Here is a 20,944-nt window from a genome sequence, read left to right as displayed (position 1 = left end):
GCGCCATGTGTCCAAGGCCTTTCACGGTCAGATTGAAAGGCCCTGAAGGTGCTGGGAAGTCAGGTAGAAACCAGGAGCAACTCGAAGGTGACACACACCGGCGCGCCACCGGGAACAATGTCGCCCGAAAAAAAATTACCATCCGGATCGACACAAAACATCGGCAGATAGGGATCGGCAGCCCCCTTGCCTCTGGCTTCATTCAAAAGCAGCACCTCGGAAATCGGGGATTCCATGGAAGGCGTATCCACGAAATCGGCCCCGATCAAGCTGCCGATTCCCAGAAGCGCCGGCTCTCTCAAATCGAGTTCCTCGATCAGCTCGGTCACGGACGTCGCAAGGTCCTCATGCGGGGCCAGGGAAACGATGGCCGCGTTGACGCGGTCAGGTTCCCTGAGCTTGCGGGGGCGGAAAAAGGAGAAATTCGTTTCCGCGTCCTGAGTCACATCGAAACATCCGCCGTGGAAGGCATAACCCGTGCCCTCATAGGACGCGGCGATCATCACCTGATCCGGCAGCAGATGGCCGACACAACGCCCGTTTTCCGGGTCCTCCCAGATCGCATGACAATGCAGGAACCATGCCTCGTCCCGCCGACCAACGATCGCGGTGCCCTGGGTTAGGGTGGCTGTCTTGCCCGAATGTGTCTGGCTGTACCAGGCGGCATGTGCGTCGTCCGGCGACCGGTCCGGCATGACATAGTCGTAGGGACCGATCTTCAAACCGTCGAGCCGGATCACTGCGCTGTCGCACCCGGCCTTGTCCATGGCAGCGGCGACTGCCGTCATGAACGTCATGCCCTTGGGCAGGACAAACTCGAAGGAAACCGCGTTGCCTGACACCACGTGACGGCGCGGAGTGGTGGGAGGGCCCGGGTGCTTGATCAAATGCGAGCGGCTCATGAAGCGCCCTCCAGTTCCGGCATCAGGCCACGCGCGATCAGCTCTTCGCGAATGAGTTTCTTGGTGATCTTGCCATAGCCGGTTTTCGGCATTTCCGTCAGGAACACGAAATGGCTGGGCAGCTTGTATTTCGCCAGCCGCCCCTCCAGCGTGGCGAGCAAGGAGGTCTCATCGAGTCTTCCGCCTCCCTCCGCGACGCAGACCGCGAGCCCGATCTCGCCCCACTTGGGATGCGGTATCCCGAGAACGGCCACTTCCTTGAGAGCGGGATGGGTCAGCAGCAGTTCCTCGACTTCACGCGGATAGACATTGGAGCCGCCGGAAATGTACATGTCCGAGGCTCGGCCGGTGATGTAAAGATACCGTTCCGCATCCATGTGGCCGAGGTCGCCGGTGCGGAACCAGCCGTCCCGGAACGCTTTCGTATTCGCCTCGTCGTCCTGGTAATAGCCGGCGCAGACGGCCGGGCCGGTAACGCAGATCTCCCCAGTGGCCATCGGTGGCAGATGCTTCCCGTCTTCATCCTGGATACTGATCTGAAGACCGGTCCGCTCTATGCCGCACGTGCCGATCCGTGCTTCCGGAACATCTTCGGCATAGTGATCGTGGCGCGGCAGAACGGTAATCGCACCCGTAACCTCTCCCAGACCGAAATACTGGACGAGAACACGGCCGAGTTTCCGCAAGGCGTATTTCTGGTCCTCCCGGTACATGGGCGCGCCGGCGTAGATGACATAACGCAGGCTGGAATGGTCGTGCGCGTCGACGGACGGATGCTCAACCAGCATCTTCACGATGGTGGGAACGGTGAACATGTTGGTCACCTTGCAACGTTCCACCAGGTCCCAGGCAACCGCCGGGTCGAACCGGCCGGAAGGCAGCAGAACGCTGACGGCGCCAACCGCGATCTGGGTCAGTTGATGCATACCGGCGCCGTGGGAAAGTGGTGCCACGACGAGACTCACATCGTCCGGTGTAGAGGCTGGCATGAGATCGTTCAGGTGATTGAGGATGGTGAAGGTGAGTTGCCCATGGGTGAGGACAACGGCTTTCGGCCGTCCGGTGGAGCCGGAGGTGAAAAACAACCAGCACGGATCGTCCCGATCCACGTCGGCATTGGCCACGTCTGTTCCCTGATAGGCATCAATCAGTGCTTCGTAGGAGGGACCGAATTCCGCATCGCCGATCGAGATCACGTCCACCAGATCCGGCACGGCAGCGCGGCAGGCCTCGGCATGCGCGCGAAATCCGGCTTCGCAGAACATCAGGCTCACTTCAGCCTTCTGTCCGAGGTAGGCGACCTCATCGGGCCCCTGGCGGAAATTGGACGGCACCCAGACCGCACCAAGCCGGAAACACGCCAGCATGATCTCAATGATCTGGTTGTTGTTCGGCGATTGTACGAGCACCCGAGCGCCATGTTTGATGCCGAACTTCTCGCGCATGGCTGCGGCCAGGGCCGATACGCGGGCGTCGAGCTGCCGCCACGTCCAGGTCTCCTCCGACCATATGATCGCCGGGCGATCTCCGAGGCGGCCCGCATTCCGTGTCAGGAAGTGAGCAATGTTGGATGTTCGCGTTGACCACGGCAAAGCCGGGTCCCGTTCGCAGGTCGCCGAATTCATTTCACGCGCTCCAGAATGGAAACATAATTGGCGACGGCAGCGCCGCCCATGTTGAACACCCCGGCTAGTTCCACGTCGGGCAGTTGCATATCGCCTGCCTCGCCGGCCAGTTGCATCGCGGCCATGACGTGTTGGGAAACACCGGTCGCCCCCAGGGGATGGCCTCGCGATTTCAAGCCGCCGGATGGGTTGACCGGCAATTTTCCGTCTCGCGCAGTTATCCCATCGCGGATAACACGGCCGCCCTTTCCACGCTCGGCGAGACCCATGGCCTCGTATTCCAGCAATTCGGCAATGGTGAAGCAGTCATGTGTTTCCACCATATCGAGGTCATCCAGGGTCAGCCCGGCTTCATCAAGCGAGGCTTTCCATGCCCTTCGCGGCCCGGCGAACTCAGTCACGTCCCGGCGGGACAGGGCCAGGACGTCATTCACCTGATTGCGCGCACGGAAGCCGATTGCCCGTTCCATGGTTTCTGCAACTTCCGGCGCGGCGACGACCAGGGCCGCGGCCCCGTCGGAGATCAGGGAGCAGTCGGTCCGCCGCAGGGGACCGGCGACCAACGGGTTCTTGTCGGACACGGTATTGCAGAACGCGGTGTCCAACGCTTTTTGCATATGCGCATAAGGATTCAGCAAGCCGTTGCGATGGTTTTTCGCGGCGATCATCGCCAATTCCAGGGAATGATCGCCGTTTTCCTGAAAATAGGTCTGGGCGATCTTGCCGAAGATTCCCGCGAAGCCGGCTTCCACCTGATCCTCTTCTTCTCTGTAACAGCCGCTCAGCATGATATCGCCGGCCAGGGTGGTCGGAACGGCTGTCATCTTCTCTGCACCGACCACGAGTGCGATCTTTCCACGCCCGGCCGCAATGAAATCCATGGCAGAATAAAGCGCTGCCGTTCCCGTGGCGCAGGCATTTTCCAGGCGTGCCGCCGGCACATGACGCAAGTCATCAAGGGTCATCCCCACCAGCGCGCCCTCGAAGGCCTGTTGTGAGAAGCCGTTGTTGAAGACGCCAACGAAAATACCGTCGACGTCGCATGCGTCGACACCGGCATGGCCAAGGGCGGCCGGCACGACCTCTGCCATCAAACCTTCCAGGCCCGGCGCGTCGGACTTGCCGAACTTGCTGTGGGCCCATCCCACAATCTGAGCATGCTGCATCTTATTTCCTCCCGAACCCCAAAACCGCGTCACTCAGGCGGTGCTAGGGATGTCAAAATCCAGTTTTCTACTCAATTTGGTTTCTATCGAGCGTTTCTCTCGCTTCAAAAGATCCGCGATCCTGATCTGGCGATCCGCCTGCATGCGCGCGTCCAGAGCCGCGATGGAGAGGGCCCCGATCGGTTTTCCGTCAGGCGATAAGAGAACAATGCCCACCGCCCAGGAGTTCGGCACATACAAGCCGGGGTTCACCGACCAGCCACGCTTCCGCGTGTCCCTTACATGCTGTCTCATGAGGTCCAGCGAGTAGCCGGGATAATCGCGCGCAAGCAGGTCCGCGTTGTCCGCAATGGTGTTTTCCGCTTCCTCGTCAGACAGCGCCGCCAGAATAGCCATGCCGCCGGCTCCAACTCCGAGCGGGTGCTTTTGTCCAGCCTGGAGAGCATGAGTCCGAATTGGAAAAGACCCTTCCTCGCGATGTAGGCAGACCGAGTGCGCCCCACGCCGGATCGAAAGAAAGCTTGTGTCCTCGCTGTCCCGTGACAGCGCAACTAGACTGTCAATGGCAAGGTCGAGAAGGTTGAACCGTCGGTTCGCCATCAGGCCGATGACATAGCTCTCCGTGCCAAGCGCATAGGTTCGGCTGTCTTCATCCTGCTCGACAAATCCCGCGCGGATGAGCGCCAGCATCATGCGCCGCACAGTCGGACGACTGAGTCCGCTCTCCTCCACCAGGAAGTTGATGGACACGGACTTTCCGCCCGCCCTGGCTATAGCCGACAGCAAGCCAAGCACGCGGTCGACACTTTGAGCCCCAGCCGACCCGTCTGATTTTTGTTGCGTTGCAGTATCCATATTATGGATATATCTCCCTTGGCAATCTCCGTATTCTGTCGCTGAATTTTGAAGATTGCAATATTTTCCAATTTATCCCTTACATTTTTATGATCTCGGCGCTACTCTATGGCAAGCTCAAATATCCATGATATGGACATAAGTCTTCAAGTCATGGAATCATCCTTTGGTGGTGAGAGCGCGATTGGGAGGAAAAACTGATGAAGACTTTTGCCATTGCCGCCGCCGCGGCTCTTTCGCTTACATGTGCAGCCCAGGCAGAGACCCTGGTCATGCAAAGTGTATATCCGTCGTCGCTGCCGCTTCTGGGAGACAGTGGTGTCGGCCTGACGAAACAGGTTGAGGCCTTGACCGGCGGCGAGTTGAAGATCGAGTTCAACGAGCCCGGTGCAATCGTTGGCGGCAACGAGATGTGGGATGCCATCTCCACCGGTGCCGTGGATGCAGGCTGGTACAGCCCGGGCTTCGCACAAGGTATTATCCCGTCCGCGGCGATCTTTACCGCGGTTCCCTTCGGGCCGGACATCCGCCCCTACACCGCCTGGTGGTACTATGGTGGCGGCAAGGACCTTTGGGCTGACATCACGGCCAAGTACAACATTCACACCGAGCTTTGCGCCATCCTGGTTCCGGAAGCCTCCGGCTGGTTCGCTAAGGAAATCAACAAGCCGGAGGATCTGAAGGGCATCAAAATGCGCATCTTCGGCCTCGGCGCGGCTGTGATGGCGAAACTCGGCGTCGAAGCGCAGTCCATGCCCGTCGCCGACACCCTGACCGGTCTTCGTCTTGGCACCATCGATGCTGCCGAAGTTTCGTTCCCGCTAATCGACAAAGCCGTCGGCATGAACGAATACGCATCGCATTATTACTTCCCTGGCTGGCACCAGCAGACCTCGCTGATAACGTTCATCATCAACCAGGATGTCTGGGACGGCTTGTCGGATCAGCAGCGCACCGTCATCCAGACCGCCTGCCAGGCCAATGTCGCCCTGACCGCGGCGGAAGGCGAAGCCAAACAGCTTCAGCCGTTGGCCGATCTGGAAGCCGCCGGTGTCCAGGTTCACCAGTGGAACGATGAGATGATGGCCGCATTCCGTCAGTCGTGGGACGAGGTTGTCGTCGAGCAGTCCGCAGCCGATCCGGATTTCAAACGCGCTTGGGAAAGCCTGTCGGATTTCCGCAAGAAATTCCAGACGTGGTCCGACTTGGCATACGTGAAGAAATGAGCAACCAGGGAGGTCGGGCGATAAGATGCGCCCGGCCTCCCGGCTGATCTTCCGACAGATTTCGGGCAGACCTGATGAACACCCTGTTGCGACTATCCGACTTTTTGGCCTTGCCTTGCCGTCTCGCGGCGCGCCTGTGCGGCTGGCTTCTGCTGGTTCTGGCGGCGGTCATTCTCTACGACGTCGTCGGTCGGCGCTTTTTTTCGACCGGATCCTTCAAGCTCCAGGAACTGGAGTGGCACATTCACGGCACGATTGCCCTGCTCTGTTTCGGCTGGACATACCTGGCGGATGCCCATGTCCGGATCGACATTTTTTCCAGCAATATGCGCCACAACACCCGGCTTTGGATCGAGATCGTCGCGATCGTGGCTTTTCTCATTCCGTTCATGGTGCTCCTGACCTGGTTTGGGACCGACTTTGTGCTGCGCTCGTTCGAACGTGGTGAAGGCAGTCCCGGCGGCATCGGCCTGCCGAACCGCTGGATTGTCAAATCCGTGATCCCGCTTGGCGCCATGCTCACCATTTCGGGCGGACTGGCTGTCCTGTTCAAAGCCATCGTCGCGCTGCGCCGGCCCGACATTCTGCGCACTCCCTGGGAGGATTGATCATGGCCGAGATCGTCTCCGCCTTTCTGCCGGGTGCGATGTTCCTGTCGCTCGTCGTGCTGCTTTTTTCCGGCGCTCCGGTCGCGATCATGCTGATGGGCATCAGTTTGGTCTTCGGACTGCTTGCGATCTGGACTGGAGACATGCGGCTGGTCCAGGCCACCTTGCTGCCCAACCGCATTTTCTCAGGAACAATCGACAACGCTGTCCTTGTTGCGGCCCCCATGTTCATTTTCATGGGGCTCGTTATGGAAAAGACGCGCATCGCCGAGGATTTGCTGCTGACCCTGCAGCGCCTGATGCGCATCATTCCCGGCGGCCTCGCGCTCGCGGTCATTCTCATGGGCACCATTCTGGCAGCCGCGACGGGCATCATCGGAGCCTCGGTTGTCATGCTGACCATGCTGGCCATCCCCACCATGCTGGAGCGCGGCTATGACAAGGGCCTGTCCGCCGGCACGGTTGCCTCGGCGGGCACGCTGGGCATTCTCATTCCGCCCTCCGTGATGTTGGTGTTCATGGGCGACCTGCTGTCGATCTCGCTCGGCCGCTTGTTCGTCGCCGCTCTTTTGCCAGGCCTTCTCCTTGCCGGCTGCTATGTGATCTACATCGTTGTCCGCTCGTTTTTGCAGCCCTCTGTCGCCCCCAAGGCAGCGCCCTTGAGTGACGATGAAAGGCGCGGCCTTTGGCTGGAAACGATCAAGTCCGTTCTAGCGCCGCTGCTGATGATCATCGCCGTCCTGGGTTCCATCCTGGGAGGCGTCGCCACTCCGACCGAGGCCTCGGGGGTTGGCGTCGCGGCCGCCTTGTTGCTCGGACTGCTACGCGGCCGCCTGAACCGGACGACGCTGAGAGAGTCCATGGACGGCGCGGTGACCTCGCTGGGAATGCTGTTCTTCATCTTCGTCGGCGCCACGGCCTTTTCCTACATTTTCCGCAAAGTCGGCGGCGAGCATTTCATCGTCGAGACGGCCCGCGCTCTGCCCTTCGGCGACTGGGGTCTGCTGATCTCCATGATGGCGATGATCTTCGTGATGGGCTTCTTTTTCGACTGGATCGAGATCACCCTGATCATGCTGCCGATCTTCGCGCCGGTTGTGCCTTTGATGCATCTTGGCAACCATATCGACAGTTCTCAGATGATCTATTGGTTCGCCATTCTGGTGTCACTCAACTTGCAGACCAGTTTCCTGACACCCCCCTTCGGATTTGCGCTGTTTTATCTGAAAGGCGCCGCCGGTGACATGCTGACCATGCGCGAGATCTACCGCGGCATCGTGCCCTTCGTGCTGGTGCAACTCGTTCTACTCGGGCTCGTCATCGCGTTTCCGGAGATCGCGCTCTGGCTGCCCAATCAGGTGATGCAATGACAAAGATCGGTAAACCAGGCCGGGTTGAGGGCAAACGTATTGCAGTGATAGGTGGTGGATCCGTCGGCCCTGGCTGGGGCAACGGCAAGGCAGCCGCCGTTCTCTACGCCCGCGAAGGTGGCCAGGTGCTTGTGGTGGATCAAAACGGCAAGGCTGCGATTGAAACGGTCGACCTGATCCAGGGAGAAGGCGGAAGGGCAGCGTCCTTTGTCGGCGACATGACCGACCCTGAGGCCGCGGCCGCCGCCGTGGCAGAAGCCGTCAGCGCCTTCGGCGGTCTGGACATCCTTCACTACAACATCGGCATCAGCACCCGGGGCGGCATCGGCGACACGCCTTACGAGGACTGGCGCCGCGTCTTTTCAATCAATCTGGACGCCGCGTTCCATATTACCCAGGCCGCCCTGCCGGAGCTTGAAAAGAACGGGGGTGGCGCCATCGTCTATATCACGACGCTGGCCGCCCATCTGAACGGTCCTTACCCTTATGTCGGCTACGAAACCTCCAAGGCAGCTCTTAGCCGCCTGTCCCGAAGCGTCGCCACGGAATATGCCGCCCGCGGCGTGCGCTCCAACACGGTCGTACCCGGCATGATCGATACGCCGCATGTCCAGGCTCACATCGCGACGGCTGCCAATGCGGAAATGATCGCGAAGACGCGTGCCGGCCAGGTTCCGATGAAACGGCAAGGCACTGGATGGGATGTGGCTGAAGCCGCTCTGTTTCTTGCGTCCGACGCGGCGGGATTTATCACCGGCGTCGATCTGCGCGTCGACGGTGGCATGGCAATCCTGATGGGCAACGCCGCAATCTGATTTTCTCCCGGAGACAACCAACATGACACAGAAACTTGCTCTTGTGACCGGCGCGGCCCGGGGTATCGGCTTGGCGACGACGAAGCTATTCCTTCAAGAGGGCTGGCAGGTCGCGATGATCGATCGGGATGTGCCCGCCCTGGAGGAGGCCTCGATGGGACTGGACGGCGCCAAGGCCTTCGTCTGCGACGTTTCCCAACCGGAAGCCGTGGACCAGCTCATCACGGACGTGATGGCAACCTTCGGCCGCATTGATGCCCTGGTCAACAACGCCGGTGTCGCCGATTTCGGCCCGATAGAGGACACCAGTTTCGCCCGGTGGCGGACTGTCATGGAGACCAATCTCGACAGCGTCTTCCTGATGTCTCAGGCAGCCACACCCGCCCTCAAGGCCTCCAGGGGTGCTATCGTCAATATCGCGAGCATCTCCGGCCTGCGCGCCTCGACCCTGCGCGTGGCCTATGGCACCTCAAAGGCCGCTGTCATCCATCTGACCAAGCAGCAGGCGGCAGAACTTGGCGAATACGGCATCCGTGCCAACTGCGTGTGCCCGGGCCCCGTCCGCACCAAGCTGGCCATGGCCGTCCATACCCCGGAAATCATCGCCGCCTACCACGATGCCATTCCGCTCAACCGCTACGGTTCGGAAGGCGAAATCGGCGAGGTTATCGTTTTCCTGTGCAGTGCCAAGGCCAGTTATGTCACCGGCCAGGTTATTTCCTCGGACGGTGGTTTTGAGAGCACGGGCGTCGGGCTGCCCGCGCTAAGGGCTTAACCTTGTGGTGCGTTCGAAGATTGCCCGCCTAATCGTTCGCCTTCATCACGTCCGCTCCTTCTCGGCATCGTTGACTGCGGACGAAACGCCATCACACCTGGGCACGAGGAATGGCAGCGTTCCGAGGGATCGGCCGCCATTCCTAACGTGAGATTGATAGGTCGCAGGGGGCCTCGCGAGCCAGGAAACGCGCGTGAGAGCTTACGACTTTGAGCGGCGCTTGTTCCGCGCCCATACCCGTTGGCGGGGCCGGCTACATGAAGTCGCGCGCAATGCGCTTTTCGAAGGACTTTTTGAATATTTCCCGTTCGCCCTCGAATGCCGTCACGCTGGCGGAGATGATCCAGTCTGTCTCGGTGCAGTGCATCGCTGTCGTGGTTTTCGTCATGACAGACCAGCCGTCGCGCTCGATTAGGATTTTCCAGTCGATATCGCCTCTCATCGACAGCGGGTCATTCGGGTCGATCGACCAGTCCTCGTTGCGGATTTCCTGGGTACGCAGACCGTTCTCCGGATGCTCTTCCAGTCCGGCGTCCTCGTAGATACGGTAGTGGGTCAGTCCGGTGACCAGATCTTTCGCGACCGCCCGCCGGGTTTGCGCTGGCGCCAGCATTTCGTACTTCGGCAAGGGATCGGGATTTTCCGGCTCGGCAACGGCGATACGCTCGTGCTCGCCGAGAAGCGGCAAGCCAAGGCGGATGCTGGCCGTATCGATCGTCAGTCCGGGCGCCTCGGGCGATGGCAGGATGATCGGCCAGTAGCTTGTCGAGAGGGCGAGCTTGATGCGGTGACCGGGCGCGAAACGGTAACCCATGGCGTCAAGCTGCATGGTGATGCGGGTCTTGTGGCCATGTTCCATGGCTTCGGGTTCGGCATTGCCGTTGCGATGGGCAAGGTTGAGAACGCCGTAGCAGGCGCGGGTTTGCGTTCCGTCGGGATGGACATCGATGATGCGGACAACAAGGTTTTCAAAGTCAGCCTCACAGGCAACATCGACCGAAAACTCGGGGGCACCGAGATAGACAGCCTCTTCGGCGAGCGGCGCGGTTGCAAATATGAGCGATCCGCCATCATCGGGACGCTGGTCTCCGGCCATCTCCGCATCCGGCTTCAGGGTAAACCATTCCCCGCCGGTAACGCCGGTATCGAGCGGCGAACGCAGATAGACATCCCCGACGCCCGCGTCGTAACCCGCCGTATTGAGCGTTCCGTCGGCAGCTACAGTCAGCGTCTCCGTCTGCGGCACTTCCCAATCCTGCTTGGCGACCCAGTAGCCGGGATCGTTTTCGCGACGAAGCGCCGGGCGCGGTGCATCGAGAATATAGGCGCGCATCTGCGGCAGCCGTTCAGCGCCGGTGTCGGCATCATCGAGCCAGCGTTTCCACCAGGCTATGGCTTCAGTGTGGAAGTCCATGCGCGGCTTCGGCCAGGCGAAATGCGGATATTTGTGCACCCATGGGCCGACAATCGCCTTGCCCTTGTCCTGAAGGCCTTCGATCGCTTTCAGCGGCGTGTTGCGATAGCCATCCGCCCAGCCGGCGATCACCAGCGCGGGAACGGGAAAACCGTCGAAATCCTCGCAGATCGAGCCGTGCTCCCAGAAATCGTCGCGGCGCTGATGCGAAAGCCATTCCTCCATGAAGAAGGGCTGGCCTTCCAGCCGTTCCAGCCACATCTCCTTCCAACGGTCACCAACCAGATCGATATCGGGCGAGCGCGACTGATAGGCGAGCATCGTGCCTGCCCAGGAAAGTTGCGCGGAAAGATGCGTGCCGTTCTTGTAATGGATATCGTCATTGTAACGGTCAACGGTGGAGGCGATCGAGATCACGGCTTTGAGCTGCGGCGGCTTCAGCGCGGCGACCTGCAGGCAGTTGAAGCCACCCCAGGAAATCCCCATCATCCCGACATTGCCGTTCGACCAAGGCTGTGCGGCAATCCATTCGAGAATTTCGCAGGCGTCGGACAGCTCACGCGGGGTGTACTCGCCGTCAATGACGCCTTCGGATTCGCCAGAACCCCGGATATCAACCCGGACACCGGCTATGCCGGCCGCGGCGAAAACAGGATAGGTGGATTCGTCGCGCGGGTCGGTTCCACCGCGTTTTCGGTAAGGCAGATACTCCAGCACGGTGGGAACCGGCTTGTCCTTGGCGCTGTCCGGAATCCAGATTCGCGTTGCCAGGCGGGTGCCGTCCTTGAGCGTGATCCACTGGTCCTCAGACGTCGAAAAACCTTGTTGCGCCATGGTTTTCACCTTCTCGTATTCGGATATTATCGGGAAACGGGCGCGGGCCGCCAGTCTGCGGCCCGGCCTTGATGTGTCAGTTGCCGGCGCTGGAAATCCTGCGGCTGGCGAGCACGTCTTCCAGCCAGCCGATTTTCATCTCCGGCACGGATTTCAGCAACAGATCGGTATAATCGTCGAAAGGCGGGGTCAGCGCCTGTGACTTGGGGCCGAAGCGGACAAGTCTGCCCCGGTGCATCACCGCGACACTGTCGGCTATGGCGCGGACAATGGCGATATCGTGGGTGATGAAAACATAGGAAAGCTGCTTCTCCTTCTGAAGCTGCAGCAGCAGTTTCAAAATGCCGTCGGCAACCAGCGGGTCAAGCGCCGATGTCGGCTCGTCGCAGATGATCAGCTCCGGCTCTGCGGCAAGCGCGCGGGCAATGGCCACACGCTGTTTCTGGCCACCCGACAGCTCGGCAGGATAACGGTCGTAAAAGCCGCTGCCCATTTCGATCTGTTCGAGCAATTCGTTGACCCGGTTGCGGCGTGCGGATCCACGCAGGCCGTCATAAAACGTCACGACCCTGCCGATGATCGCGCCAACAGTCTGACGCGGGTTCATCGCGGTATCTGCCATCTGATAGATCAGCTGCAGCTTGCGCAATTCTTCGCGGCTGCGGTTCTTCAGCGCCGGCGGTAATTCCTGTCCGTCAAAGCGCACGCTGCCCGATGTCGGTGGCAGAAGCCCCGTGGCCACTCGCGCCAGCGTCGATTTCCCCGATCCGGATTCGCCGACGATGGCGAGCGTCTGCCCTTTTGGAACGTGTAGCGACACATCGAACAGAACCGGCGTTGTGCCATAGGAGGCCGAGATGTTTTTCATCTCCAAGACGCGGCCGGACTGGTCGCCGGCTTCCTCGTTCCGGATTGCGCGGACATTCACCAGTTCGCGGGTATAGTCGGCATCGGGGTTCTCGATGATTTTCTCGACGCTGCCATATTCCACGGTTTCGCCGTTGCGCAACACCATGATGTCATCGGCCACCTGCGCCACGACCGACAGGTCATGGGTGATGTACAGCGCTGCGGTTCCGGTTTTCACGATCGCGGTCTTGATGGCCGCCAGAACGTCAATCTGGGTGGTGACGTCCAGCGCTGTGGTCGGTTCATCGAAGATGATGAGTTCCGGCCGGCTGCACAGGGCCATCGCCGTCATGGCGCGCTGCAACTGTCCGCCTGAGACCTGGTGTGGGTATCGATCGCCGAAGGTTTCCGGCTCCGGCAATCCGAGAATTCCGAACAGTTCGACTGCGCGAGCACGGGCTTCCGAGCGGCTCATCAACCCATGGCGCACCGTCGCTTCGATCACCTGATTGCCGAGCTTGTGGGCGGGGTTGAACGAGGCAGCTGCCGATTGCGAGACGTAGCAGACCCGCGCGCCGCGGATCGCGCGTGTACCGGCCTTGCCGAGTTTCAGGATGTCGACGCCATCCAGCAGAACCTCGCCGCCGGTAATCGTGACGCCGCCGCGCCCGTAGGCCAGCGGTGAAAGCCCGATCGTGGATTTGCCGGCGCCTGATTCACCGATCAGCCCGAGAACCTTGCCGCTTTCCAGCGTAAAGCTCACACCCTTGACGATCTCGATGGGATGGGGACGTTCGCCCGGCGGATAGGCCATGGCGCCGATCTCAAGGTTGCGGATCTCGAGAAGGGGTATTTCGTCTGGTTTTCGAAGCTCAGCCACCGCGGCCTCCTTTTAGGCTGGACGTGCGATTCAGCAGCCAATCGACGACGAGATTGATCGAGATGGTCAGCACGGCAATCGCTGCACCCGGCACAAGGGCAGCGGAAATGCCGAAGATGATACCGTCCTTGTTGTCCTTCACCATGCCGCCCCAGTCGGCGGTCGGCGGCTGGATGCCGAGCCCGAGGAACGACAGGGTCGAGATGAACAAAACGGCGAAGGCGAGGCGCAGGCCGAATTCGGCCAGAAGCGGCGTCATCGCGTTCGGCAGGATCTCGCGGAACACGATCCACAGCGTCTTCTCGCCGCGCAATCTTGCCGCCTCGACAAAGTCCATAACCGCGATATCGCCCGCCAGCGCCCGGCCGAGGCGGAAGACGCGGGTGGAATCGAGCACCGCCATGACGCCGATCAGCACCGCCAGATTCTGCGGCAGCGCCGCCAGCACGATCAGCGCGAAAATCAGCGTCGGGATCGACATCATCAGGTCATTGAGGCGTGACAGGCCCATATCGACAAATCCGCGCGTGACTGCCGCAACGAAACTGAGCACAACGCCCAACGAAAAGGAGAGAACGGTGGCGCAGAACGACACGAACAGCGTCATCCTGGCGCCGTAGATCATGCGCGACAGCAGATCCCGGCCGAGATTGTCGAGACCGAGCGGAAAGGCCTGGCTGGCCGCCTCCCAGGGGGCCCCGACAACCTGGTTCTCGCCGTAGGGTGCAAGCCAGGGAGCGAAGGCGGCGGCGATGACGGCTATGGCGATACCGGTCATGCCGATCCATGCCGTCAGGGAAACAGAACGGATATTCATCGTGGATGCCTCAGACGCGGATTGGCAAGAATGGATAGAATATCGGCGGTCATGTTCAGAAGAATGTAGATCGCCGCGAACACCAAGCCGCAGCCCTGCACCACCGGCAGATCGCGCACGGTCACAGCATCCACCATGTACTGACCCATGCCGGGATAGACGAAGACCACTTCAACCACGACGACGCCGACGATCAGATAGGCAAGGTTGAGCGCGACGACATTGATGATCGGCGCCAGCGCGTTGGGCGCGGCATGTTTCACGATCGCCCGCAAAGCGCCGATGCCCTTGAGTTCGGCTGTCTCCATATAGGCCGACGCCATGACATTGATGATGGCGGCCCTTGTCATGCGCATCATGTGTGCGATCACCACCAGAACCAGGGTTGCCACCGGCAGAATGATGGTCTGAAGCTTCTCCAGAAGGGTCATGCTGTCATAGACCGTGGCCGGAAACGCCGTGACGGGGTGCTGGACCACGAAAACCATGATCAACAGGTAGGCGACGAAGAATTCCGGCAGCGAGACTGCGGCAAGCGAGATGAGGTTGATCAGCCGGTCGACCAGACGGTCGCGATAAAGCACGGCGAGAAGGCCGAGGCCTACGGCGAGCGGAACGGCAATGATCGCCGCGGCGCCAGCCAGAATCAGCGAATTGCCCAGACGGTCTGCAATCTGTGTGCTGACCGATTGGCCGCTGGCCCAGGAATTGCCGAAATCGCCATGCAATACATTGAAAAGCCAGTCGAAATAGCGGGTCACGAGAGGCTGGTCGAGGCCGAATTCTGCGCTTAGATTGGCGATTGCCTGTGGTGTTGCGGATTGGCCGAGATAGGTCTCGGCGAAATCGCCGGGCAGGATCTCGATCCCGGCAAAAATCAGGACCGAACTGGCAAACAGCAGGCCGATGCCGAGTAGAAACCGCTCGCCAATGCGGCTTCCCATGGGAAAGCGCGCGCGCAAAACCGCGAGCGGGCCGGGAACCGGCGCTTTGCCGGCGGCGGAGGTAACGGGTTGGTTTTCTGTCATGGTGTCCACGAAAGCCGCGGGTCTTGCCCGCGGCTTCCTCGTTAGTGGGATCAGGAGACGAGCCAGGCGCGGCTGGCGAGCTGTCCGTTGGAGAGGTCGTTGCCGACATCGTCGATCCAGCCCTTCATCTTCACCGAACGGGCGTTGAGGAAGTTGTTGAACACGGGCAGGATCAGGCCGCTGTTGTCGCGCACCTTGATTGCCATCTCGCGGTAGAGCGCGCGGCGCTTTTCCTGATCGGTTTCGGCGCGGGCCACAAGCAGCATCTTGTCGAATTCGGGGTCGTTGAAATGGGTGTCGTTCCAGGGCGCCGTCGAAAGCTGGCTGGTGGTGTAGCGGAGATCCTGCGTTGCGCGGCCGCCCCAGTAAGCAGCTACGAATGGCTTCTTGTTCCAGATATTCGACCAGTATCCGTCGGAAGGCTCACGCTGAAGCTGGATGTCGATCCCCGCTTTCTTCGCATTTGCCTGGAACAGCACGGAGGCGTCGATCGCGCCGGTAAAGGCACCATCGGAGGTGCGTAGCAGGATCGGGCCCTCATGGCCGGATTTCTTGTAATAATGGGCCGCTTCTTCCGGGTCGTAGGCGCGCTGCGGTATGTCGGTCGGCGCCAGCGCATAGGCATCATTGACGGGATAGTCGTTGCCCAACGTGCCATAACCGCCGAGAACGGTTTTCAGCAGCGCCTCGCGGTCGATGGCGAGTTTCAGCGCCATCCTGAGATCGTTATTGTCGAAAGGTGCAGTGTCGCCTTGCATCAGGAAGGAATAGAAGCCCTTGCCCTTGGTGCTGATGGTCTCGATGTTCGGCGCCCGCGACAGCAATGGCATCGTCTTCGGGCTGAGCGTGTTGATGAAATGCACCTTGCCGGACGAGAGCGCCGCGATGCGGGCTGTATTGTCGTTGATGACGAGCACCTCTACGCTGTCGACGAAACCGCGATCCTCGTTCCAGTCATCTTCATTCTTGGAAAAGGTGATGCGAATGCCCGGCTCGAAGCTTTCGAGCTTGTAAGGCCCCGTGCCGATCGCGTTGTTCGGATCGTCCATGCCGCCGTTCTTCTGGATCTGCAGATGGTAGTCGGTCAGCGTCAGCGGCAGGTCGGCGTTGCCGTTCTTCAGCGTAATGACAAGATCGCCGCCTTTTTCTTCGATGGTTTCGATCCCTTTGAGAAGGCCGAGTGCTGCGGAGGTGGAGTCCTTGTCGGAATGCCGGCGGAGCGTCTGGGCGGCATCGTTGACGGTGAACGGCGTGCCGTCATGAAAGCGCACATCCTTGCGCAATTTGAAGGTCCAGACCTTTGCATCTTCGGAAGATGTCCAGCTTTCGGCAAGGCTGGGGAGCGCCTCGCCGGACACCGGATCGGTGGTGACCAGCCTGTCGCCCCAGGTGAAGCCGACCAGGAACATGGCGCTGCCGGTGTAGGTGCCGGGATCAAGAACATCGGTCGTCTGCCCGCGGTCAAGACCGAGGACGAGGTGGCCACCGCGCTGCGGTTCTTCGGCAGCTTGGCTTTCGCTCGGCACCAAAAGCCCGGAAGCGGTTGCCGCAAACCCGACAGCAGCGGTAGAGGCAAGAAAGGCGCGGCGATCAAGGCCGGATTTCTGAATGGTTGATTTCGTTTTTTTCATTTGGCTTTGCCGGTCTTTTCTAGCGTTTCACATATCGCCCGTGCCGCTTCACGATTACGGATGCTGAATAGTCGCAAAAGGTCGTATCGGGATGCCTGAAGGCGCGGTTGACGGGTCTGTCAGAATTCATGTGCAGCTGCATAAGCGGCTTGCGCAAGCCGGACAACTTCGCTTATTGATGCACAGTGACGCTACTTGACGCTATTATGATCGGCTCCGAACAGATTGAAAAACAGTAACAAAAGTCGTTTCGCGGCCAATTTGAGGCTTGCCTGCGATACCCGTCCGTCGATTACAGCAATCTGTCGCGAGATCGGGATCAACAGGCAACAGTTCAACCGCTATCTTGCCGCGCAAACTCGTCCTTCGCCTTTTAATACGGGGAAAATTGCGCGGTACTTCAAACTTAAACCGCAGGACTTCCTGCTGCCGGAGAAGCATTTTCAGGACATACTGGGCAAGCCAGATGTAACCATCGGGCCGAATTTCCTGTTGCGGGAGGGGTTTCCCGGAAACCTGCCGGAGCTGCGCCAGTACGCAGGCTATTACGAAATTTACCACAAAAGCCTGTCATGGCCCGGAACAATCGTCCGAAGCTTTGCCAGACTCGAGGAACACAACGGTCAGATCACGGTGAAAACGATCGAGCGGATCTATGATCGCGACCTGGAGATTCGGCAGCTTTCGAAATATTCCGGACTGGCCGCCTACTGGCGCAACCGGCTTTTTATCGTCGAGCGCGGCATGAGCGAACATTCTTTCCTGTGTCAGACGACACTGATGCCGTTTGCAGAACACCAGCGCACCTATCTGCGCGGGGTGACGACCGGCGTTTCCTGGCGTGAGGAAAACCTGCCCTATTCCACGCGGACCATATGGCGCGCGGTGGGTCCGAACCCGGACAAGCGGCAGCTGTTGGAAGGATGTGGCCTGTTCAATGAAAAATCGCCGAAGCTGCCCCTCCCCGTGCGCCGCTATCTGAACGTCGACGGCGAAAACCACACGCTTGTCGCCACACGGTAAAAAACAGAGCGACCCAGATATTCATAGTTGTTGAGGTGAGTAAAAACAGGAAAAGAGCCAAGTCGGCTCTTTTCCAGGACGGTTCAACGGCACCGATCAACTGAGCGGGCTGCGTGCTTCCACCATTCCGACCAGCCAGCTGGATCCGAATGGAATGGCTTCGTCGTTGAAGTTGTAATAGGGCGAGTGCAGTCCGGCACTGTCACCATTGCCAAGATTGATGAAGGCGCCCGGTCGCTTCTGCAGGAAGTACGCGAAATCTTCTGCACCCATGGACGGCGCCATATCATCATCGACATTCTCGGCGCCGGCGATTTCACGGGCAACGGCCACGGCTGCCTCCATTGAAGCAGGATCATTCACCGTGACCGGATAGCCTGCAGCGAACGAGAACTCGATCTTGACGTTGGCACTCAGTGCAAGACCGGCACAGATTTCGCCAATCCGTTTTTCGGCAAACTTCATCATGTCGTCACTGAGTGCGCGCACCGTACCGGTAATTTCAACCGTCTCCGGGATTACGTTTCTGGCGGTTGAATCCGATGTCAGGTTTGTCAGCGAAATGACAAGCGATTCGAGCGGATCGGCATTGCGCGAGACAATGGTCTGGCAGGCCATGATGATCTGAGCGGCCACTGGCATTGGGTCAATACAATCGTGCGGCTCTGCAGCATGACCGCCCTTGCCCGTGATCTTGATGGTCGGGTTGCCGACGGCTGCCATGTTCGGGCCTGCGCGACCGGCAAAACTGCCAACCGGCATGCCGGGCCAATTGTGCATGCCGTAGACTTCATCAATGTTCCAACGCTCCAAAAGTCCGTCTTCCAGCATACAGCGCGCACCAAAACACCCCTCTTCACCGGGCTGGAAAATCAGCACGGCCTGACCGGCGAAATTGCGGGTTTCTGACAGGTATTTGGCGGCACCGAGCAGCATAGCCGTATGACCATCGTGACCACAGGCATGCATTTTACCCTGATTTACGGAGGCATACTCAACGCCGGTCAGTTCGGTAATCGGCAGGGCGTCCATATCGGCGCGCAGCGCAATGGACTTGCCTTCGCCGCCGCGTCCTTTGATGACAGCGACAACGCCGGTCTTACCGACGTTTTCAACGACTTCTTCACAGCCAAAGGATCTTAGAAGTTCAGCAACTTTGCCGGCCGTGCGCGTTTCCGTGAAACCCAGTTCGGGATTCGCGTGGATGTCACGGCGCCATGCACTGATTTCCGAAAGCAAATCGGCAAAGCGATTCTTGATTGCCATAAGGCATTTCCTTGCAGTTTTTGGGTATTAATAGACGGTGGCGGGAAGGATCTGACATGGACGGCTATCGCCTCCATCGCGGCGCAGCTTCTCAGGCTCCAGAGGGAGCAAGTCAACCCTAGTTTGTATAGTTCCGGCATTTGATGGATTGAATTTAGGCCGTAAACTCATGAATTTAGGGGTTCACGAGGAGCGACTGAATAGTGGATAGCCGCGGGTTTCCAGACGCCCTCGGCTATCATTTTCTACTACCGTTCGAACTCGACGGGTGACAGCCTCCCGTTCCTGACGTGCTTTCGCTTCGAGTCGTAGAATATCTCGATGGTATCGAACACATCCGGCCGACGTCTTCGCGGGTTTTGTCGGCTCGACGCCGTATCCGCTCGCGCTTCAACAGCTTGAAGAAGCTCTCGGCAACAGCGTTGTCGTGGCCGGTCCCGCGCCGGCTCATCCATTGCCTGGCAGGCGATGTAACGCATCGCCGAGAGGAGGCCTGCGACACGGCGGGAGTAGAGATCGGTCACCCCCCCAAAAAAAAAAATTTGGCAAAGCCTTCCAGTATCCTGACGTAGGGGATGCCCGCTACCCAGATCCGGTTGGGGTAACCACATCAACTGTCGGTCCAATGTGTTGTCGTTGACCAATGGCGGTGTTGCATACACCCGGGAAAATTTCAGGGCGAAGAATGCCGACGGCTTCACCGAGTGACCCCGTCGGCATGAGTGAATTCAATAGTTTGCGATGCCGGAACGAAGCCCGAAAGCCGCTCCCAAAACGTGAGAGGTCCGCTTGCTGACGAAACTTGCGACACCCCCATAAAACTCGTTGGACTGGGCCTGATGAGGTAAACGGCTGTCCTGATGACTCAGCTTGCTCTGCAGGTCCTGATGCCGATGAGGCTGTAGAGAGGGCAATTTCCAACTGCGGCTGTGAGAAGGAAAACAAGAGCAACGGCGATCAACACCCAATGCAAGACGCCGCTTGAGGCGAACGCAGATCCAAAGCTAATGCCCAAGAGAATGATTGCGACAAACACGCGAATGCCGCGATCAATGGTTCCCATATTTCTTTTCATGTTCTGCTCCTTGATGGAATGCGAGGAAGCAAACAATCGCATGCCCAGCAGCCGGTATTGTGTGACTTGGTCACCGACCAAGCCCTTCTTCTGTGCCCGGTTCACACAGAGCGGACAAGTTGTTCCAGTCCCTCCCGTCCCAGCAGGCGTATTTCGCCTCGCAACTGTTCGATCCAGCCGCGGCGATGAAACTCCGAGAGCGTTCGCGAGATCACCTCGCGTGCCGTTCCCAGCTCAGAAGCGAGGACCGCATGGGTCGCATGGACGTAGCCTTCGGCATTGGCAAGCTCCAGGAGGCGGGACGCGAGACGAACATCCATACGTTGAAACACGATGTCGTCGATCAGGGTGAAAAGGTCGGTGATCCGGCGGGAATATGCTGTGAAAACAAACTCCCTGAATATGGACGAATGTGCTACGAGCTCGTCGAAGACCTTTCGCGGGATTGCTGCCGCAGTCACCGCTGTTTCTGCAATGCCCTCGGCGGAATAGTTCTCGAATGCCAGCATGCAGGCGGTGGTCAGCACGCAGCTTTCGCCGGCATGAACCCGGTAAAGCAGCACGTCACGTCCGGTTGCCGAGTGGTGCTGGACACGCACCGTACCTTCCAGCAGCAAGAGGAGATTGTCTGCGGACTGGCCGGGTTCGAAGACCCGGGTGCCGGCAGGAACCGAGACGATCCTGCTTCCGCTTTTCAGGTCCGCTCGAATGTCTGCGGGAAGCCCCCTGAGCCCCTGAAACCGGTCAATCCAGTTGTCTGCCAGGTGATTCATGAAGCGTGCTCC

The 20,944-nt window shown here is 59.5% G+C and carries 18 protein-coding genes and 1 pseudogene; 6 read left to right on the top strand and 13 right to left on the bottom strand.

Features of this window, described 5'->3' with window-relative positions; translation table 11 throughout:
- Positions 1-59: 59 nt before the first annotated feature.
- From FMN63_RS28715 to FMN63_RS28700, 4 genes are read right to left on the bottom strand one after another with little or no spacing between them, the layout of a single operon-like run.
- Positions 60-902 carry a hypothetical protein gene (locus FMN63_RS28715; RefSeq protein WP_148587590.1) on the bottom strand — a complete coding sequence of 281 codons (843 nt, stop codon included), beginning with the start codon at positions 900-902 and terminating at the stop codon, positions 60-62.
- Positions 899-2,527 (bottom strand): acyl-CoA synthetase, encoded by a 1,629-nt coding sequence (locus FMN63_RS28710; RefSeq protein WP_148587589.1) that lies wholly within the window; start codon positions 2,525-2,527, stop codon positions 899-901. Before FMN63_RS28710 ends, FMN63_RS28715 begins: the two co-directional genes overlap by 4 nt.
- Positions 2,524-3,693, bottom strand: a complete 1,170-nt coding sequence (locus FMN63_RS28705; protein ID WP_148587588.1) for an acetyl-CoA acetyltransferase — start codon at positions 3,691-3,693, stop codon at positions 2,524-2,526. The genes FMN63_RS28710 and FMN63_RS28705 overlap by 4 nt, the downstream gene beginning before the upstream one ends.
- Positions 3,694-3,726: 33 nt before the next feature.
- A complete protein-coding gene (locus tag FMN63_RS28700; protein WP_148587587.1) occupies positions 3,727-4,548 on the bottom strand; it encodes an IclR family transcriptional regulator in 822 nt (273 codons plus the stop codon).
- 200 nt (positions 4,549-4,748) lie between these two features.
- Between FMN63_RS28700 and FMN63_RS28695 the strand changes: the two genes are divergently transcribed.
- The 5 genes from FMN63_RS28695 (at position 4,749) to FMN63_RS28675 (ending at position 9,342) form a co-directional block, all read left to right on the top strand.
- Positions 4,749-5,774 carry a TRAP transporter substrate-binding protein gene (locus FMN63_RS28695; RefSeq protein ID WP_209001429.1) on the top strand — a complete coding sequence of 342 codons (1,026 nt, stop codon included), beginning with the start codon at positions 4,749-4,751 and terminating at the stop codon, positions 5,772-5,774.
- A gap of 74 nt (positions 5,775-5,848) precedes the next feature.
- On the top strand, positions 5,849-6,382 hold the full coding sequence (locus FMN63_RS28690) for a TRAP transporter small permease subunit (RefSeq protein WP_148587586.1): 534 nt from the start codon (positions 5,849-5,851) through the stop codon (positions 6,380-6,382).
- Positions 6,383-6,384: 2 nt separating this feature from the next.
- Complete coding sequence (locus FMN63_RS28685; RefSeq protein ID WP_148587585.1) at positions 6,385-7,752, top strand: TRAP transporter large permease; 1,368 nt, start codon at positions 6,385-6,387, stop codon at positions 7,750-7,752.
- Complete coding sequence (locus FMN63_RS28680; protein ID WP_148587584.1) at positions 7,749-8,567, top strand: SDR family NAD(P)-dependent oxidoreductase; 819 nt, start codon at positions 7,749-7,751, stop codon at positions 8,565-8,567. Before FMN63_RS28685 ends, FMN63_RS28680 begins: the two co-directional genes overlap by 4 nt.
- A 22-nt stretch (positions 8,568-8,589) precedes the next feature.
- A complete protein-coding gene (locus FMN63_RS28675) occupies positions 8,590-9,342 on the top strand; it encodes an SDR family NAD(P)-dependent oxidoreductase (RefSeq protein ID WP_148587583.1) in 753 nt (250 codons plus the stop codon).
- Positions 9,343-9,595: 253 nt separating this feature from the next.
- Here FMN63_RS28675 and FMN63_RS28670 read toward each other — a convergent pair whose 3' ends face one another.
- From FMN63_RS28670 to FMN63_RS28650, 5 genes are all read right to left on the bottom strand, one after another.
- Positions 9,596-11,590, bottom strand: coding sequence for a CocE/NonD family hydrolase (locus FMN63_RS28670; protein WP_148587582.1), 1,995 nt, complete (start codon positions 11,588-11,590; stop codon positions 9,596-9,598).
- A gap of 76 nt (positions 11,591-11,666) precedes the next feature.
- Positions 11,667-13,292, bottom strand: a complete 1,626-nt coding sequence (locus FMN63_RS28665) for an ABC transporter ATP-binding protein (RefSeq protein WP_148587701.1) — start codon at positions 13,290-13,292, stop codon at positions 11,667-11,669.
- 19 nt (positions 13,293-13,311) lie between these two features.
- Positions 13,312-14,136 (bottom strand): ABC transporter permease, encoded by an 825-nt coding sequence (locus FMN63_RS28660; RefSeq protein WP_148587581.1) that lies wholly within the window; start codon positions 14,134-14,136, stop codon positions 13,312-13,314.
- Complete coding sequence (locus FMN63_RS28655) at positions 14,133-15,080, bottom strand: ABC transporter permease (protein WP_162530156.1); 948 nt, start codon at positions 15,078-15,080, stop codon at positions 14,133-14,135. Before FMN63_RS28655 ends, FMN63_RS28660 begins: the two co-directional genes overlap by 4 nt.
- Before the next feature lie 134 nt (positions 15,081-15,214).
- Positions 15,215-16,795 (bottom strand): ABC transporter substrate-binding protein, encoded by a 1,581-nt coding sequence (locus FMN63_RS28650; RefSeq protein ID WP_148587579.1) that lies wholly within the window; start codon positions 16,793-16,795, stop codon positions 15,215-15,217.
- Between the two features lie 261 nt (positions 16,796-17,056).
- Here FMN63_RS28650 and FMN63_RS28645 point away from each other — a divergent pair, with 261 nt between their 5' ends.
- Entirely contained in the window at positions 17,057-17,818 is a 762-nt protein-coding gene (locus tag FMN63_RS28645; RefSeq protein ID WP_205514397.1) for a helix-turn-helix domain-containing protein, read from the top strand.
- Positions 17,819-17,914: 96 nt separating this feature from the next.
- Here FMN63_RS28645 and FMN63_RS28640 read toward each other — a convergent pair whose 3' ends face one another.
- From FMN63_RS28640 to FMN63_RS28625, 4 genes and pseudogenes are all read right to left on the bottom strand, one after another.
- Positions 17,915-19,084, bottom strand: coding sequence for a M20 aminoacylase family protein (locus tag FMN63_RS28640; RefSeq protein ID WP_148587577.1), 1,170 nt, complete (start codon positions 19,082-19,084; stop codon positions 17,915-17,917).
- Positions 19,085-19,332: 248 nt separating this feature from the next.
- A pseudogene (locus tag FMN63_RS28635) lies at positions 19,333-19,535 on the bottom strand (IS3 family transposase); the annotation flags it as partial.
- 414 nt (positions 19,536-19,949) lie between these two features.
- Positions 19,950-20,240 carry a YgaP family membrane protein gene (locus FMN63_RS28630; protein WP_286192792.1) on the bottom strand — a complete coding sequence of 97 codons (291 nt, stop codon included), beginning with the start codon at positions 20,238-20,240 and terminating at the stop codon, positions 19,950-19,952.
- A gap of 20 nt (positions 20,241-20,260) precedes the next feature.
- On the bottom strand, positions 20,261-20,932 hold the full coding sequence (locus FMN63_RS28625) for a Crp/Fnr family transcriptional regulator (protein WP_148587576.1): 672 nt from the start codon (positions 20,930-20,932) through the stop codon (positions 20,261-20,263).
- Positions 20,933-20,944: the final 12 nt, after the last annotated feature.

This window comes from Stappia sp. BW2 (assembly GCF_008107695.1).
Classification (GTDB): Bacteria; Pseudomonadota; Alphaproteobacteria; order Rhizobiales; family Stappiaceae; genus Roseibium.
This window is presented reverse-complemented; position numbering and strand designations above follow the sequence as displayed.

Coding starts and splice junctions, on each gene's coding strand:
- FMN63_RS28715 (WP_148587590.1), bottom strand. CDS start 902: ATGAGCCGCTCGCATTTGATCAAGCACCCGGGCCCTCCCACCACTCCG.
- FMN63_RS28710 (WP_148587589.1), bottom strand. CDS start 2,527: ATGAATTCGGCGACCTGCGAACGGGACCCGGCTTTGCCGTGGTCAACG.
- FMN63_RS28705 (WP_148587588.1), bottom strand. CDS start 3,693: ATGCAGCATGCTCAGATTGTGGGATGGGCCCACAGCAAGTTCGGCAAG.
- FMN63_RS28700 (WP_148587587.1), bottom strand. CDS start 4,548: ATGGATACTGCAACGCAACAAAAATCAGACGGGTCGGCTGGGGCTCAA.
- FMN63_RS28695 (WP_209001429.1), top strand. CDS start 4,749: ATGAAGACTTTTGCCATTGCCGCCGCCGCGGCTCTTTCGCTTACATGT.
- FMN63_RS28690 (WP_148587586.1), top strand. CDS start 5,849: ATGAACACCCTGTTGCGACTATCCGACTTTTTGGCCTTGCCTTGCCGT.
- FMN63_RS28685 (WP_148587585.1), top strand. CDS start 6,385: ATGGCCGAGATCGTCTCCGCCTTTCTGCCGGGTGCGATGTTCCTGTCG.
- FMN63_RS28680 (WP_148587584.1), top strand. CDS start 7,749: ATGACAAAGATCGGTAAACCAGGCCGGGTTGAGGGCAAACGTATTGCA.
- FMN63_RS28675 (WP_148587583.1), top strand. CDS start 8,590: ATGACACAGAAACTTGCTCTTGTGACCGGCGCGGCCCGGGGTATCGGC.
- FMN63_RS28670 (WP_148587582.1), bottom strand. CDS start 11,590: ATGGCGCAACAAGGTTTTTCGACGTCTGAGGACCAGTGGATCACGCTC.
- FMN63_RS28660 (WP_148587581.1), bottom strand. CDS start 14,136: ATGAATATCCGTTCTGTTTCCCTGACGGCATGGATCGGCATGACCGGT.
- FMN63_RS28655 (WP_162530156.1), bottom strand. CDS start 15,080: ATGGGAAGCCGCATTGGCGAGCGGTTTCTACTCGGCATCGGCCTGCTG.
- FMN63_RS28650 (WP_148587579.1), bottom strand. CDS start 16,795: ATGAAAAAAACGAAATCAACCATTCAGAAATCCGGCCTTGATCGCCGC.
- FMN63_RS28640 (WP_148587577.1), bottom strand. CDS start 19,084: ATGGCAATCAAGAATCGCTTTGCCGATTTGCTTTCGGAAATCAGTGCA.
- FMN63_RS28625 (WP_148587576.1), bottom strand. CDS start 20,932: ATGAATCACCTGGCAGACAACTGGATTGACCGGTTTCAGGGGCTCAGG.